Raw genomic sequence first — 14,847 nt, 5'->3', positions numbered from 1 at the left:
ACAACCGAATTTTTCTCAATCGACGAATTAGGAATTGCTATTGCATAGAATGGCTGGCATGGAAATCCACCAGCTGGAGATGCTGCGCGAACTCGGGGCCCTGGGCAGCGTCAAAGCCGTCGCGGAAACCCTCCTTGTGACGCCGTCGGCCGTGTCCCAGCAACTGGCCGCGCTGCAGAAGACCGTTGAGGTGCCTCTGACCCGCAAGGAGGGCCGGAACCTGGTGCTCACAGAGGCCGGGCAGGTTCTGGCGGACGCCGGAGCGGCAGTGGTCAGCGCGATGGCGGATGCGAAGATGGCCATCGGCGCGTACCACGGCTCGCCGGTGGCGCCGGTGACCCTCAGCGGTTTCCACAGTGCCGGCCAGGCGCTGTTCGCGCCGCTGGCCCGGCTCCTGGACGGCCCCGGCCAACCCCGGATCCTGCTCTCCGACGAGGACGTGGCCCAGCAGGATTTCCCGGCCCTGACGGCCCGCTACGACCTGGTGCTGGCGCACCGGATGGATCACAGCCCGCGCTGGCCCGAGGAACGCGTCGCGGTGATTCCGCTCGCGCACGAGCCGCTGGACGTGGCCCTGCCCGCCGGGCACCGGCTTGCCGGCCAGCGGGCGGTGACGGCCGACGACGTCGTCGGCGAACCGTGGGTGACCAGCCGCGCCGGCTACTCCCCCGCGGACGTGCTCTCCGCCGTCGCAGCGGTCTCCAGCCGCGAGCTGAACATTGTGCACCGCATCAACGACTACTCCACGGTGGCGGCCCTCGTGGCGGCCGGCGGCGTGATCGGCCTGCTGCCGCGGCACACCGCGCGGCCTGTGTTGAACCCGGACATTGTGCTGCGGCCGCTGGAAGGCATCAGCACCCGGCGCAGGATCGACCTCCTGGCCAGGCCGGAGAACCTTAAACGCACATCGGTCATGATGGTCTGCGAAGCACTGCAGACCATCATGACCGATTTAGTGGGCGGCTAGGGGCTAGCCCTCGACGCCGAGGCGCTGGAGGATCAGCTCCTTGACGCGGCCGGCGTCGGCCTGGCCGCGGGTGGCCTTCATGACGCCGCCGACGATCGCGCCGATCGCCTGGAGCTTGCCGGCGCGGATCTTGTCCGCGACGTCGGGCTGCGCGGCGAGGGCCGCGTCGATCGCTTCCAGAAGGGGGGCGTCGTCGGAGACCACGGCGAGGCCGCGCTTCTCGACGATTTCCGCCGGGGTGCCTTCGCCGGCGAGCACGCCGTCCAGGACCTCGGAGGCCATCTTGTTGTTGATCTTGCCGTCCTCCACCATCTTGTTCAGTTCCACGATGGTGGCCGGTGCGACACCGAGCTGGCCGGGATCGACGTCGGCGTTCTTGGCGCGTCCGACAATCTCGCCCATCCACCACTTGCGGGCCACGGTGGCGGTGGCGCCGGCGGCGATGGTTTCCTCGATCTCGTCCATCACGCCGGCGTTGACGACGTCGCGGAATTCCAGGTCCGAGTAACCCCAGTCGGCCTGCAGCCGCTTGCGGCGGGCGGCCGGCGGCTCGGGCAGGGTGGCCCGGAGTTCCTCGACCCATTCGCGGGACGCGGTGATCGGGACCAGGTCCGGTTCCGGGAAGTAGCGGTAGTCGTCGGCGTCGGACTTGGCCCGGCCAGATGTGGTGGTCCGGGTGTCCTCGTGCCAGTGCCGGGTTTCCTGGGTGACCGGCTCGCCGGAATCCAGGACGGCGGCGTGCCGCTGGATCTCGTAGCGGACGGCGTGTTCGACGGCGCGCAGCGAGTTGACGTTCTTGGTTTCCGAGCGGATGCCGAAGCGTTCGCGGCCGTGCGGGCGCAGCGAGACGTTGGCGTCGCAGCGGACGTTGCCGCGTTCCATCTTGGCGTCGGAGACGCCGAGGTTCTTGACGATTTCGCGGACGGCGGCCACGTAGGCCTTGGCGAGTTCGGGCGCGCGGCTGCCGGCGCCCTCGATCGGCTTGGTGACGATCTCGACCAGCGGCACGCCGGAGCGGTTGTAGTCCACCAGGGAGTAGTCCGCGCCCTGGATGCGGCCGGTGGCGCCGCCCATGTGGGTCAGCTTGCCGGCGTCCTCCTCCATGTGCGCGCGTTCGATCTCGACGCGGAACATGGTGCCGTCGGAGAGCTCGATGTCCAGGTAGCCGTCGTAGGCGATGGGCTCGTCGTACTGGGAGGTCTGGAAGTTCTTCGGGGTGTCCGGGTAGAAGTAGTTCTTCCGGGCGAAGCGGCACCTCTCGGCGATCTTGCAGTTCAGCGCCAGGCCGATCTTGATCGAGGACTCGATCGCGGTCTTGTTCACCACCGGCAGCACGCCGGGCATGCCGAGGTCCACCTCGTTGACGTTGGTGTTCGGCTCGTCCCCGAAGACGTTCGGCGCCGAGGAGAACATCTTGGTCTTGGTGTTGAGCTCCACATGGACCTCGAAGCCCAGGACGGGATCGTACTTCTCCATCGCCTCTTCGAAGCTGAGGGTTGCGTCAGTCATTAGTGTGAACCTCCGTGGCTCGCGGGGGCGCCAGCAGCAACCGCCGGTGCAGAATCGGTCAGAGAAGGAGCCTTGTCCAGCAACGGGCCGCCCCACTGCGCCTCCAGCAGGGATTCCAGGACCGCGCCCACGCGGTACAGCCGGGCGTCCTGGCGGGCCGGGGCCAGCAGCTGGATGCCCACCGGCAGTCCGTCCTCGTCGGCCAGGCCGCCGGGCAGCGAGAGCCCGGGGACGCCTGCCATGTTGGCGGGGATGGTTGCGACGTCGTTGAGGTACATCGCCAGCGGGTCGTTGAGCTTCTCGCCGAGCTTGAAGGCCGTGGTGGGGGCCGTCGGGGAGATCAGCACGTCGGCCTTGGCGAACGCGGCCTCGAAGTCGCGCTGGATCAGGGTGCGCACCTTCTGGGCCGAGCCGTAGTAGGCGTCGTAGTAGCCGGCGCTCAGGGCGTAGGTGCCCAGGATGATGCGGCGCTTGACCTCATCGCCGAAGCCGGCGGCGCGGGTGGCGCCCATGACCCGTTCGATCGTCAGCGGTCCCTGTTCGGGCAGGACCCGCAGGCCGTACCGGACGCCGTCGAACTTGGCCAGGTTGGAGGACGCCTCGGAGGGCATGATCAGGTAGTAGGCGCCCAGGGCGTACTTGAAGTTGGGGCAGGAGACCTCGACGATCTCGGCACCGGCGGCCTTGAGCAGCTCGAGGGATTCATTGAAGCGGTTTTCGACGCCGGCCTGGTAGCCCTCGCCGTGGAGCTCCTTGATGATGCCGATCTTCATGCCCTCGACGTTGCCTGTCCGGGCCGCGGCGACGAGGTCCTCCAGCGGGTCCGGGAGCGAGGTGGAATCGCGCGGGTCGTGGCCGCCGATCACCTGGTGCAGCAGGGCCGAGTCGAGCACGGTGCGGGAGACCGGGCCGATCTGGTCCAGCGAGGAGGCCATGGCGATGGCGCCGTAGCGGGAGACGCCGCCGTAGGTGGGCTTGACCCCGACCGTGCCGGTGACGGCGCCGGGCTGGCGGATGGAGCCGCCGGTGTCCGTGCCGAGTGCCAGCGGCGCTTCGAAGGCCGCGACGGCGGCGGCGGAACCGCCACCGGAGCCGCCCGGGATGCGGTCCAGGTCCCACGGGTTGCGGGTGGGGCCGTAGGCGGAGTGTTCGGTGGAGGAGCCCATCGCGAATTCGTCCAAGTTGGTCTTGCCCAGGATCGGCATCTTCGCGGTGCGCAGGCGCTCGACGACGGTGGCGTCGTAAGGGCTGTGCCATCCCTCGAGGATCTTCGAGCCGGCCGTGGTGGGCTGGCCGATGGTGACAATGAGGTCCTTGACGGCGATCGGCACGCCTGCGAGGACGTGGAGCTCTTCGGCGGCGGCACCGCCCGCGGCGCGGATCGCGTCCACTTCGGCGGCGACGGCGAGCGCCTCATCCGTGTTGACATGCAGGAAGGCGTGGACCTTGCCGTCCACGGCCGCGATGCGGTCCAGGTACGCCTGGGTGACCTCGACGGCGGTGACCTCGCGTGCGGCGAGCTTCTCGGCGAGCGCGGCGGCGGAGAGGCGGATCAGTTCGTTGTTCTCAGTCATGGTCTTAGTCCTCATCCAGGATTGCCGGGACCTTGAAACGGCCTTCGTACGCGTCGGGGGCACCGGAGAGGGATTGCTCGGCCGTAAACGTGTGGCCCACGACATCCTCGCGGAACACATTGGTCAGCGGAATCGGGTGGGACGTGGCCGGGACGTCATCACCGGCAGCTTCACTGACGGACTTCACTGAATCCACGATGACGGCGAGTTCGCCGGCCATCCTGTCCAGCTCTTCAGCACTCATCTCGATGTGCGCGAGTTGCGCGAGATGCGCGACGTCGTCGCGGTTGATCGCAGCCATGGATCTCCCCTGCAAGTTCGGATTATTTTCCGTCCCAGTCTACGTGGGTTGAACTGCTGTTACCGTCGGACGCCGAGACGACAGTTCGCGGCAATGTTTTGGACAAACACTGCCGCGAACTGTCGTCTGGTGGGGCTTGTTAGCCGATGCCGATGGCTCCGGTGAGGACTCCTACTCCGAGCATGACCAGGGAGATCACGGCCGTGCGCCAGAGGACCTTCTTGTGGTGGTCGCCCAGGTCCACCTTGGCCAGGGAGACCAGGAGCAGGATGGCCGGGACCAGGGGGCTCTGCAGGTGGAAGGGCTGGCCGGTGATGGAAGCGCGGGCCATATCGGCGGCGCTGACGCCGTAGTGGGCCGCCGTCTCGCTCAGGACCGGCAGGACGCCGAAGTAGAAGGCGTCGTTGCTCATGAAGAAGGTCATCGGGATGCTCAGGACGCCGGTGATGACGGCCATCAGCGGGCCCATGTCGGACGGGATGATCTGGACCAGCCATTCCGACATTGCCTTGACCATGCCCGTGCCGTTGAGGACACCGGTGAGGACCGCGGCGGCCATGACCATGCTGACGACGGCGACGATCGAGGGTGCGTGGGCGATCAGCTGGGCGCCCTGGTCCTTGACGTTGGGGAAGTTGACCAACAAGGCAATGGCGGCGCCGACCATGAAGACGAACGGCAGCGGAATGATGTTGGCGACGAGCGTCACCATGACCGCGACCGTCAGGCCGAGGTTGAACCAGAACAGCTTCGGACGCAGGGTCTTGCGGTTGGGGTCCAGGGCGGTGTCGGCCATGGCGGAGTCCTTGTCATCGACGAGGACCTCGGTGCGCTCAAGCACTGCAACGGAGGATCCCTCCGGGGAAAGGGGCGAGACGCCGGGGCCCTTGCGGCCGTGACGGTTTCCGGAACCGCCGGCCGTGCTGCCACCTGCTGCGCCGGCAGCGCCGCCGTCGAACCCTTCAGCTGAATCCGGGACGCCCCAAATCTCGGGGGCTGTGGCGCGGAGGCGGTTGCGTTCCTGCAGGCCGAGCAGCCAGGAGAAGACCAGCACCACAATGAGCCCGGCGATGAGGGACGGGATCATGGGCACGAAGACATCGTTGACGTCGAGCTTGAGCGCGGTGGCGGCGCGGGCGGTGGGGCCGCCCCAGGGCAGGATGTTCATGGTGCCGTTGGCCAGGCCGGCCACGCAGGTCAGGACCACGGGGCTCATCTTGAGCCGCAGGTAGACCGGCAGCATCGCCGCGGTGGTGAGGATGAAGGTGGTGGAGCCGTCGCCGTCGAGGGACACAGCTGCGGCGAGGATGGCCGTGCCGAGGACCACCTTGGCAGGGTCATTGCCGAGCTTGCGGAGGATGAAGCGGACCAGCGGGTCAAAGAGCCCGACGTCGATCATCAGGCCGAAATAGATGATCGCGAACATCAGCAGGGCGGCCGTGGAGGTCATGGACTTCATGGAGTCCATGACCATGGGACCGATGCCGAGGCCCGCGCCGGCGAAAAGCCCGAAGATTGTGGGGACGATGATGAGCGCCAATACGGGCGTCAACTTCTTCGTCATGATCAGCACCATGAATACCGCGATCATGGCGAATCCTAGTAATACCAGCACGGCCGGCTCCTTCTTCGTTGAATGACACCACTCCGGTGTGATGCGCACTACAGACGTTAGAGTGGCGCCCGTCACGACTGGGCCTTTGGCTCAATTGATTGGCATACTGCTTATTGGATGCATTTTGCGCATTTTGCTCACGTCCGTACTAACCCCAGGCAGGAGCCCGATGAAGCGCCGCACAGCTATGCCGGCCCTGCGCTTTTCGACCCAGACACTGCTGCTGCAGCTCGGCGTCGTGGCGCTGGTGGTGCTGCTGAGCAGCGCCGTCCACGCCTGGCTGACCTACGACCGGCTGGGCCGCGAGGCGGAAAGCCAGGCGCTGACCCTGGCCCGGACCGTGGCCTCGGACCCGTCAGTACGGGCAGAGGTCCAGTCCATCAGCGCCCTTCCCGCCGCTCCCCCGGCGTCCGAGTTGTTGTCCGGTCCGTTGATGGCTGCCGCGGAGGGTGCCCGGACGCGCACCGGGGCCCTGTTCGTGGTCATCACGGACGAGACCGGCATCCGGTTGGCGCACCCGGAAGCGGAACGGCTGGGCGAAAAGGTCAGCACCGACCCCTCCGAGGCCCTCGCCGGCCGGGAGGTCACCACCCGCAACACGGGCACGCTAGGCCCGTCCGCCGGCGCCAAGGTCCCGGTGTACGCCCCGGACTCCGGGACGGTGGTGGGTGAGGTGAGCGTGGGGTACTCCACCGAAACCATCAGCCAAAGCCTGGCCCGGGACATCGTCCCCATCGCTGCCACGGCCGCCGGCGCGCTGCTGGCCGGCGTGCTGGCCTCCTTCCTGCTGCGGCGGCGGCTCCAGCGGCTGACGCTCGGGCTGGAGCCCGAGGAGATCAGCACGCTGGTGCACGACCAGGTGGCCGTCCTGCAGGGGGTCGACGACGGCGTGATCGGCGTTGCGGCCGACGGCAGGGTCAGTGTTTTCAACGCCGCCGCCCAGCGGCTTCTCGGCGTCCCCGACCTCGCGGGCAGTGCCTGGGCCGACGCACCGGTGCCGGCCCAGCTGAAGGCCCTGACCCGGGCCGACGCGGCGGAGGGTGAAGCCGTAGAACTCGTGGCCGGGGGCCGGGTCCTGGTGGCGAGCGCCCGCAAGGCCCTGCACCGCCGCGAGGACCTGGGCTGGGTGGTGATGCTCCGGGACCGGACCGAGCTGCAGCAGCTGACCCGCCAGCTCGACGCCGTGGGCACCATGTCCGCGGCCTTGCGGGCGCAGCGCCACGAATTCGCCAACCAGCTGCACACGATCGCGGGCTTCATGAGCATCGGCCAGCCCCAGCAGGCCCAGGACTATCTCGCCAAACTGGCCGGCACCGGGCCGCTGGCGTTCCCGGTGGACCAGGCCGAGCTGCTGCAGGATCCCTACCTGCAGGCCTTCCTGGGCGCCAAGGGAGTCGAGGCGGACGAGCGCGGCGTGAGCCTGCGCCTCGGCCCGGAATCCGTGGTCCGCGGCCACGTCACCGAGCCACAGGACGTTACCACCGTGCTGGGGAACCTGATCGACAACGCCGTGAACGCCGCCGTCGCCGGTTCCGCGGCCGAGCGCTGGGTGGAAGTGGAAGTGCTGGACGAACCGGGCATCAACGGAGGCCCCGGCACACTTCACATTGTGGTGGCGGATTCCGGCGACGGCCTGGGCGCCGCAATGACAGCCGAGGAGGCCGAGGCGGTCTTCGCGGAAGGCTATACGACGTCGGACCGGCCGGCTCGGGCTGGCGCCGGCCACGGCCTGGGGCTGGCGTTGTCCCGGCAGCTCGCGCGCCGCCGCGGCGGAGATGTGCGGTTGCTCGAGGCGGGAACCCCCGGCGGCCCGGGCGCCGTGTTCGTCGCCACCCTGCCGGGAACCACCGAACCGACCACCGCTGAACCGGCTACCCGGAACCCGGCCACTGAATCAGCTGTTGCTGAACCGGGAACCACCGAACCGACTACCACCAAACCCGGCGGAGAGGACAACGATGTCTGAGGATTTCAGGGTGCTGATTGTCGATGATGATTTCCACGTCGCCAAGCTGCATGCCGCCTATGTGGATTCGGTGGCGGGGTTCCTGGCCCTGCCCCCGGCCGGGTCGGCGTCGCAGGCGCTGCAGGCCATCCACAGCCTGCGCCCGGACCTGGTGCTGCTGGATGTCTACCTGCCGGACGCGTCGGGACTGGACCTGCTGCACCAGCTGGACGTGGACACCGTGATCCTCAGTGCGGCCTCGGACACGGCGTCGCTCCGGCTCGCGTTCCGGCGCGGGGCGCTGGGCTACCTGCTCAAGCCCTTCACGGCCGAAGCCCTCTCGCAGCAGCTGCGCTCCTACGCCCGCTACCGCCGGATCCTGGCGCAGCCGGGATCGGTCAACCAGGAGACGGTGGAACGCGCCAAGCGCGCCCTGATCCCGGGCGACGTGGTCGCGTCCGCGCGGCCCCGCTCTGCCACGGAGGCCGCGGTGCTGGAATCCCTGGTTCCCGGCGAGCAGTATTCCGCCGCCGACGTCGCCGCTCGGGTTGGCGTGTCCCGGGCCACCGCCCAGCGGTACCTGTCGGCGCTGGCGGACGACGGCGCCGTCGACATCCAGCTGCGCTACGGCACCACCGGGCGCCCCGAGCACCGCTACGGGATCCCCGCCGGAACCGGCCACTAGGAACGCAAGGTGCCCGGGGTTGCGGGCTCACTGCGGCTGGCCGGCGGTGCCGTCGGGCCGCTTTTGTGCCGCCGCCTGCTCCGCCTGCACGGCCCGGTGGATGTTGCCGTGGATCATGTCCGCCCCGATGCGCCCGATCACGCCGTCGCGCTCCAGGACCGCCCGAACCGCGGGCTTGAGCCGGGTCAGGCGCAGGTTGACGTCCGACTCGCGGGCGAGGCGGGCAATGTCCGCCATCTTGGCTGCCCCCTGGGAGTCGACGAAATTGATCCCGCCGCAGTCCAGCACAATCCCGGTGAGCCCCGGCGTGGACTGGATGACCTCGCGCAGGCGGTCCTCCAGCGCGTCGGAGGTGGCGAAGAAGAGCCCGCCGTCGAACCGGATCACTGCAATGCCGGGAACGATCTCGTCACCGGGATGCTCACCGGTTTCACGGAAGACCTGGGTGCCCGGTTCGCGGCCGAGGGACGGCATCTGCGGGTGGGTGGCCACCCGGACGAGCCAGAGGAGCGAGAGGCCGATCCCGATCACGACGCCTGCGAGCACACCGAAGATGAGGGTGCCGATGATCGCGGCGACCGCAATCCAGAAGTCGAACCTTTGCACCCGGGCAAGCCGCCGCATCTCGGGCACGTTCATCATGCCCATGACGACCGCCTCGATGATCAGCGCGGCCAGCACCGGCTTCGGCAGGATCGAGAACAACGGCGCCAGGAAAAGCAGCGTGAGCAGAACAGTGGCCCCCGACGTGAGGGAGGCGAGGCCGGTCTTCGCCCCGGAGTGGTCGTTCAGCGAGCTCGCTGACAGACTCGTCGACACGGGCATCCCCTTGAAGAGTCCTGCGGCAATGTTTGCCATCGATTGGGCAATCGATTCCTGGTTGATATCGATCTGATAGCGGTGCTTGGCAGCGAACGCCCTCGCATCCCCGGCGGTCTGGGAGAAGCCGATCAGGACCAGTGCCACCGCCGCGACGGCCACGGTGGCTACGTGGTCCCACATCAGCTGGCCGTTCGGGACCTGAAGTGAGGGCAGCCCGCTGGGCACGTCGCCCACCAGGGCCACCCCTTTGGCCCCCAGATCGAACAGCGCCGCAGCCAGGAGTCCGCCCACCACCAGGACCAGGGCGCCGGGGACTGAAGGCGCGACGGCCTTCAGTCCGAAGACGACGGCCAGAGCGACGACGCCCACCACCACGGTGGTTGGCTGCGCCTCGCCTAGGGTGCCGAGCCAGGACCGCAGTTCCTGGATCGGGTTGGAGCCGGTGACCTCGGTCCCGGTGAGTTTGGGGAGTTCCCCGATGACGACGTCGATCGCCGCGCCGAATAGGAAGCCGGTGACCACGGCCTTCGAGAGGAACTGCGCGATCCAGCCCATATTGAGGACGGCAAGGAGCAGGAACAGGATGCCGGAGGCCAGAGTAATTCCGGCAACGAACGAGGCGACATCCTGATCGCCGGTGATGCCTGCGGCGAGCACGGCACTCGCGGCCACCGCCGCGAGGCCCGAGCTCGGCCCCATCGAGATCTGCCGGCACGTGCCGAAGATCGCGTACACGATGGCGCCGGCGGCCGCGGCGTACAGGCCATTCTGCAGGGGGATCCCCGCGATGCCTGCATATCCCAGGTTCTTGGGAACGATCAGGGCCGCGACGGTGACGCCGGCGATCAGATCGCCGCGCAGCCAGCTGCGGTCATACGAGCGGAATTGGCCGATGAGCGGGACCCGGGCCGGGCCCCTGACATGCGCCGTCTTCATGCGCCAGTCATACTCCACGCCCGGAGGTTCCGCCAGAGTCCAGGCGGTCCCTGCGTTGGTTCCTAGCTGGCGCTCTTCTGCGCGACGAGTTCGATCTCGACGAGCATCTTGGGGTCCAGGAACGGCAGGACGTGAACCAGGGAGAGCGTGGGACGGATGTCGCCGAAGACGTCGCCGTGGGCGCGGCCGGCCTCTTCCCACTTGCTGATGTCCGTCAGGTACAGCTTGGACTGCACCACGTCCTCGAAGCCGAAGCCGGCGTCGGCGAGCACTGCGCCGAGCTTCTGCAGGATGTAGCTGGTCTGGGTATAGAAGTCGTCGCCGACAATGCCGTCCTCGCCGCTGGCGGCGGTTGCGGAGATGTAGAGGGTGTTGTCCACCTGGACAGCCCGGGAATAGCCGAGGGCCTGTTCCCAGGTGGAGCCGGTACCGAAGGTCTTGCGCATGGTGGGCCTTTCGCAGTTGCCGCAGGGATCGGCACAACTTTAGGTCGCCAGGCGCTTGAGCCGCCAAACCGGGTTGGTTTGTGTCGGCGGCCCGGATGGTCGGCGGGGCTGGCCGACGGGCCTGCGCGGGGCCACTGCCCGGGCTAGGGGTTTTGGCTAGAGCTTCTGTCTAGAGCTCTTGGCGGTAAACGAGCAACTTGATGTCCGTGCCAGGCACCAGCCAGTCGCGCTCCGGCGCCCGGAGGAAGCCGGTCTTCCGGTAGAGGCCGTGGGCACTTTCCCAGCTCTCGCCCGTGGTGAGGGCCACGGCGTGGATTCCGGGCAGGGATTTGGCGTGGTCGATGATGGCCTGGACCATGGTCCTGCCGGCGCCGCTGCGTTGGACGGACGGGTCCACTACGAGCATCCGGAACTCGAGTTCATCGCTTTGGGCGATGTCCGCGTAGGGCTCGCCCTTGACCGCCAGCGTCACCGAGCCGAGGATCCGGCCGTTCCGCTCCGCGACCCAAACCGTCGCGTCCGCCGCACGCTGCTGGACGTTTTGGATCTGCCGCATGTACGGGTGGTCGGCGTTCTCAAAGTAGCCTGCCGCCAGGTAGGCGTCCCGGGTGATGCGCGCTATGGCGTCGTAGTCGGCCGGAACGGCGGGGCGAATGAGGATCTGCGAAGGCACCTGTCAATGGTACGGGCGCTCTGCCCGGGCCTGGACCGGAAGGGCCGTTTCCGTGACCGAACTATCACTCAGGTCACCCGCACTCAGGCCCGGGGCCGACTGGCGGAAACGACTCGCGGAAACGATTTAGAGTGGGAACTTGCCGGAGAGTTCCAGCGGCCCGGCGCACGTCCAGGCGGCCAGTCGCTCGTCGTCGGAGGGGCCGCCGGCCAGGGGGCTGGTGAGCCGCGGCCGGCGCACCCAGCAGCCTGCTTCCTCGGCGATCAGGGCCCCGGCGGCGAAGTCGTGTTCGTTGAGCCCGCGCTCACCGAAGGCGTCGAGCGTGCCGTCCGCCACAAGGCAGAGGTCCAGCGCCGCCGAGCCCAGCCGGCGCATGTCCGCGAAGCCGTCCAGCAGGTCGCCCAGGCCGGCGGCCTGTTCCGCCCTGACGTCGGGGTCGTAGCTGAAGCCTGTGGCCAGGATTTGCCCGGCCCGTCCGGGGACGGGGCCGAACAGGGAGGTCAGTGTGCCGTGCTCCTGGAGCCAGGCCCCCTCGCCGCGGGACGCGTAGTACGTGCGCCCGAGCGCCGGTGCGCTGACGACGCCGGCCAGCCAGACGCCGTCGGCGTCCGCCACCGCCACGGAGGTGGCGTAGTAGACGATGTTGCGGATGAAATTGGTGGTGCCATCGAGCGGGTCGACGGACCAGCGGTAGCCGCTGGGCTGCGCCGGCAGGACGGTGCCGCCCTCCTCGCCCGTGATGATGTCCCACGGCCGGGCCGCGGTGATGACGTCCCGGACGGCGGCTTCGGCGGCGAGGTCAAAGGCCGTCACCCAGTCTCCTGAGTCGCCCTTGTTGCTGACGTCCAGGGCTGCGGTTTTGCGGGTGGCCAGGACAGCGGCCCCCGCCGCCGCGGCCGATTTGGCCAGTTCCAGCAACGCCGGGATGCCGGGCGCGGACTCGGGAGGGACGCCGGGGCGGGCGCTCATTCGGCCGCCGCAGCGTCGACGCCGTCGGACTCGCCGTCGGCTTCAGGGGCCAGGGCGCTGTTCTCGACGCCGTCGGCGACGCTATCCGCGGAGCTTTCCGCGCCGGCGCCGGCAGGCCCGTCCGCCAGCAGCGCCCGGAAGCCGTCCTCATCCAGAACCGGGACGCCAAGCTGTTCGGCCTTGTCCAGTTTGGTGCCGGCGTTCTCGCCCGCCACCACGTAGCTGGTGTTCTTGGAGACCGAACCGGCCGCCTTGCCGCCGCGGATCAGGATGGCTTCCTTGGCTTCGTCGCGGCTGAAGCCCTCGAGGCTTCCGGTCACGACGATCGTGAGCCCTTCCAGGGTCCTGGGCTTGGACTCGTCGCGTTCGTCCGCCATCCGGACGCCTGCGTCCGCCCAGCGGTCCACGATGTCGCGGTGCCAGTCCTCGGCGAACCATTCAGTCAGCGCCTGGGCGATGACCGGACCCACGCCGTCGACGTGGGCAAGCTCCTCCTCGGAAGCCCCACGGATGCCATCCATGCTGCCGAACGCGGTGGCGAGGGCACGCGAGGCCCGCGGGCCGACGTGCCGGATGGACAAGGCCACCAGGACCCGCCACAGCGGCTGGGACTTCGCCTTCTCCAGTTCCCGGAAGAGCTTGTCCGTGGTGGCCGTGGGTTTGGACGGGGTCTTGGTGGTGGCCTTGGTGTAGAAGTAGGGCACCAGCTCGAATTCCCCTGTGCCCACGCCCTTGGACCGCTTCTCGCGGCGGACGCGGACGTCCGCGAGCTGCTCCGGAGTGAGATCGAACAGTGTCGCTTCAGTGGTCAGCGGCGGCGTGGCCGGCTCGGCGGGCTGGGTCAGCGCGATGGCGGCTTCCCAGCCGAGGGCCTCGATGTCGAATGCGCCGCGGCCGGCGAGGTGGAAGACGCGTTCGCGCAGCTGCGCCGGGCAGGACCGGGAGTTGGGGCAGCGGATGTCCACGTCCCCTTCCTTCCCGGGGGCCAACGGGGTGCCGCAGGCGGGGCATTCGGTGGGCATGATGAAGTCGCGGACGGGCGGGACCTGGGCGTCCCGGAGCGCCAGGACCGGGCCCACAATTTCCGGGATGACGTCTCCGGCCTTCCGCAACACCACGATGTCGCCGATCTTCACGCCCTTGGCAATGACCACCTCCTGGTTGTGCAGGGTGGCCATTTCCACGGTGGAGCCGGAAACCTTGACCGGTTCCATCACGCCGTACGGGGTGACCCGGCCGGTGCGGCCGACGTTGACGGCGATATCTAGCAGCTTGGTGTGGACTTCTTCCGGCGGGTACTTGTACGCCACGGCCCAGCGCGGCACCCGGGTGGTGTAGCCCAGGGCCCGCTGTGTGGCGAAGTCGTCCACCTTGATGACAATGCCGTCGATCTCGTGGGTGAGGCTGTGCCGCTTGTCGCCGTAGCGCTTGATGAAGTCCAGCACGTCGGCCAGCCCGGCGAGGACCTCGAAGTAGGGGCTCGTGGGCAGGCCCCACTCGGCGAGCTTGCGGTAGGTCTCCGACTGGCTGGCGATGTCGAGTCCCTCGCGGGCGCCGATTCCGTGGACGTACATCCGCAGCGGACGCTTGGCGGTCTCGGCCGGGTCCTTTTGCCGCAGCGAGCCTGCGGCGGCGTTGCGCGGGTTGGCCAGCGGCGCCTTGCCGGCCTCGATCAGGGCCTCGTTGAATTCGGCGAAGGCCTGGGACGGGATGAAGACCTCGCCGCGGACTTCCATTTCGGCCGGGAAGCCGGAACCGCTGAGCTGCTGCGGGATCTCTTTGATGGTCAGGACGTTGTGCGTGATGTCCTCGCCGGTGGTGCCGTCGCCGCGGGTGGCGGCCCGGACCAGCACACCGTCGCGGTAGAGCAGGTTGACGGCCAGGCCGTCGATCTTCAGTTCGGTGAGCCACGACGGCGGATTGCCGCCGTTGCTGATCTTGGCGACGCCGGCCTCGGCCTTCACCATCCAGGCCTCCAGCTCCTCGAGCGAGAAGACATCCTCCAGGCTGTACATGCGCTGCAGGTGCTGGACGGCGGTAAACGCCGCCGAGACCTCGCCGCCGACTTCCTGCGTGGGCGAATCGTTGGCCACCAGTTCCGGATGCATGGCCTCGATCGTTTCCAGGCGCCGGTAGAGCTCGTCGAACTCGGCGTCGGAGATGATCGGAGCGTCCTCCTGGTAGTACGCAAAGCGGTGTTTGCGGACCTGCTCCACAAGGTCCTCATACTCCTCGCGGATGTCCCCGGACGGCACCTGCTCCCCCTCGGGAGGTTGAGGATCCGTGGCGTGCCCCGGGGCTACTTCGGCTGCTTCTTCAGTCTCTGCTGCGGTCTTCCCTGTGCTCACAGACCTATCCTGCCCTAGATCCCCGACATTGTCCGGTCCAGGGCCGGGCCAGCGTCC

At 68.4% G+C, this 14,847-nt stretch carries 12 protein-coding genes; 3 read left to right on the top strand and 9 right to left on the bottom strand.

From position 1 onward, the window contains the following. Positions 1-58: 58 nt before the first annotated feature. Positions 59-967 carry a LysR family transcriptional regulator gene (locus tag ACFRJ8_RS10810; protein ID WP_079551528.1) on the top strand — a complete coding sequence of 303 codons (909 nt, stop codon included), beginning with the start codon at positions 59-61 and terminating at the stop codon, positions 965-967. 3 nt (positions 968-970) lie between these two features. Here the strand turns inward: ACFRJ8_RS10810 and gatB are convergent, their stop codons facing one another. The 4 genes from gatB to ACFRJ8_RS10790 form a co-directional block, all read right to left on the bottom strand. Continuing rightward, positions 971-2,476, bottom strand: a complete 1,506-nt coding sequence (gatB, locus tag ACFRJ8_RS10805; RefSeq protein WP_377986112.1) for an Asp-tRNA(Asn)/Glu-tRNA(Gln) amidotransferase subunit GatB — start codon at positions 2,474-2,476, stop codon at positions 971-973. Further along, positions 2,476-4,050, bottom strand: coding sequence for an Asp-tRNA(Asn)/Glu-tRNA(Gln) amidotransferase subunit GatA (gene gatA, locus ACFRJ8_RS10800; RefSeq protein ID WP_377986110.1), 1,575 nt, complete (start codon positions 4,048-4,050; stop codon positions 2,476-2,478). Before gatA ends, gatB begins: the two co-directional genes overlap by 1 nt. A gap of 4 nt (positions 4,051-4,054) precedes the next feature. Then, entirely contained in the window at positions 4,055-4,351 is a 297-nt protein-coding gene (gene gatC / locus ACFRJ8_RS10795) for an Asp-tRNA(Asn)/Glu-tRNA(Gln) amidotransferase subunit GatC (protein ID WP_026537696.1), read from the bottom strand. A gap of 139 nt (positions 4,352-4,490) precedes the next feature. Then, positions 4,491-5,966: a CitMHS family transporter gene (locus ACFRJ8_RS10790; protein WP_377986109.1), complete on the bottom strand. Its 1,476-nt coding sequence runs from the start codon at positions 5,964-5,966 to the stop codon at positions 4,491-4,493. Between the two features lie 169 nt (positions 5,967-6,135). On the opposite strand from ACFRJ8_RS10790, the gene ACFRJ8_RS10785 reads away from it, so the two are divergent. Both ACFRJ8_RS10785 and ACFRJ8_RS10780 read left to right on the top strand, forming a co-directional pair. After that, a complete protein-coding gene (locus ACFRJ8_RS10785; protein ID WP_377986107.1) occupies positions 6,136-7,932 on the top strand; it encodes an ATP-binding protein in 1,797 nt (598 codons plus the stop codon). Continuing rightward, a complete protein-coding gene (locus ACFRJ8_RS10780; RefSeq protein WP_377986105.1) occupies positions 7,925-8,596 on the top strand; it encodes a response regulator in 672 nt (223 codons plus the stop codon). The genes ACFRJ8_RS10785 and ACFRJ8_RS10780 overlap by 8 nt, the downstream gene beginning before the upstream one ends. 27 nt (positions 8,597-8,623) lie before the next feature. Here ACFRJ8_RS10780 and ACFRJ8_RS10775 read toward each other — a convergent pair whose 3' ends face one another. The 5 genes from ACFRJ8_RS10775 to ligA all read right to left on the bottom strand — a co-directional run bounded on the left by ACFRJ8_RS10775 (position 8,624) and on the right by ligA (position 14,790). Beyond that, positions 8,624-10,354, bottom strand: coding sequence for a SulP family inorganic anion transporter (locus tag ACFRJ8_RS10775; protein WP_377986103.1), 1,731 nt, complete (start codon positions 10,352-10,354; stop codon positions 8,624-8,626). 62 nt (positions 10,355-10,416) lie between these two features. Next, positions 10,417-10,800, bottom strand: a complete 384-nt coding sequence (locus tag ACFRJ8_RS10770; protein WP_377986101.1) for a RidA family protein — start codon at positions 10,798-10,800, stop codon at positions 10,417-10,419. 169 nt (positions 10,801-10,969) lie between these two features. Then, the gene (locus ACFRJ8_RS10765; RefSeq protein WP_377986100.1) at positions 10,970-11,473 is read right to left on the bottom strand and encodes a GNAT family N-acetyltransferase; all 504 of its coding nucleotides are present in this window, start codon (positions 11,471-11,473) and stop codon (positions 10,970-10,972) included. Between the two features lie 126 nt (positions 11,474-11,599). After that, the gene (locus tag ACFRJ8_RS10760) at positions 11,600-12,442 is read right to left on the bottom strand and encodes an inositol monophosphatase family protein (RefSeq protein ID WP_377986098.1); all 843 of its coding nucleotides are present in this window, start codon (positions 12,440-12,442) and stop codon (positions 11,600-11,602) included. Further along, positions 12,439-14,790: an NAD-dependent DNA ligase LigA gene (ligA, locus tag ACFRJ8_RS10755; RefSeq protein WP_377986096.1), complete on the bottom strand. Its 2,352-nt coding sequence runs from the start codon at positions 14,788-14,790 to the stop codon at positions 12,439-12,441. Before ligA ends, ACFRJ8_RS10760 begins: the two co-directional genes overlap by 4 nt. Positions 14,791-14,847: the final 57 nt, after the last annotated feature.

Source organism: Arthrobacter sp. NPDC056886 (genome assembly GCF_042788715.1).
In the GTDB taxonomy this organism is placed as follows: Bacteria; Actinomycetota; Actinomycetes; order Actinomycetales; family Micrococcaceae; genus Arthrobacter.
The sequence above is the reverse complement of the archived record's forward strand: the minus strand, read 5'-3'. Positions and strand labels throughout refer to the sequence as shown.

Coding starts and splice junctions, on each gene's coding strand:
- gatA (WP_377986110.1), bottom strand. CDS start 4,050: ATGACTGAGAACAACGAACTGATCCGCCTCTCCGCCGCCGCGCTCGCC.
- ACFRJ8_RS10775 (WP_377986103.1), bottom strand. CDS start 10,354: ATGAAGACGGCGCATGTCAGGGGCCCGGCCCGGGTCCCGCTCATCGGC.
- ACFRJ8_RS10810 (WP_079551528.1), top strand. CDS start 59: ATGGAAATCCACCAGCTGGAGATGCTGCGCGAACTCGGGGCCCTGGGC.
- ACFRJ8_RS10770 (WP_377986101.1), bottom strand. CDS start 10,800: ATGCGCAAGACCTTCGGTACCGGCTCCACCTGGGAACAGGCCCTCGGC.
- ACFRJ8_RS10780 (WP_377986105.1), top strand. CDS start 7,925: ATGTCTGAGGATTTCAGGGTGCTGATTGTCGATGATGATTTCCACGTC.
- ACFRJ8_RS10760 (WP_377986098.1), bottom strand. CDS start 12,442: ATGAGCGCCCGCCCCGGCGTCCCTCCCGAGTCCGCGCCCGGCATCCCG.
- gatB (WP_377986112.1), bottom strand. CDS start 2,476: ATGACTGACGCAACCCTCAGCTTCGAAGAGGCGATGGAGAAGTACGAT.
- gatC (WP_026537696.1), bottom strand. CDS start 4,351: ATGGCTGCGATCAACCGCGACGACGTCGCGCATCTCGCGCAACTCGCG.
- ACFRJ8_RS10785 (WP_377986107.1), top strand. CDS start 6,136: ATGAAGCGCCGCACAGCTATGCCGGCCCTGCGCTTTTCGACCCAGACA.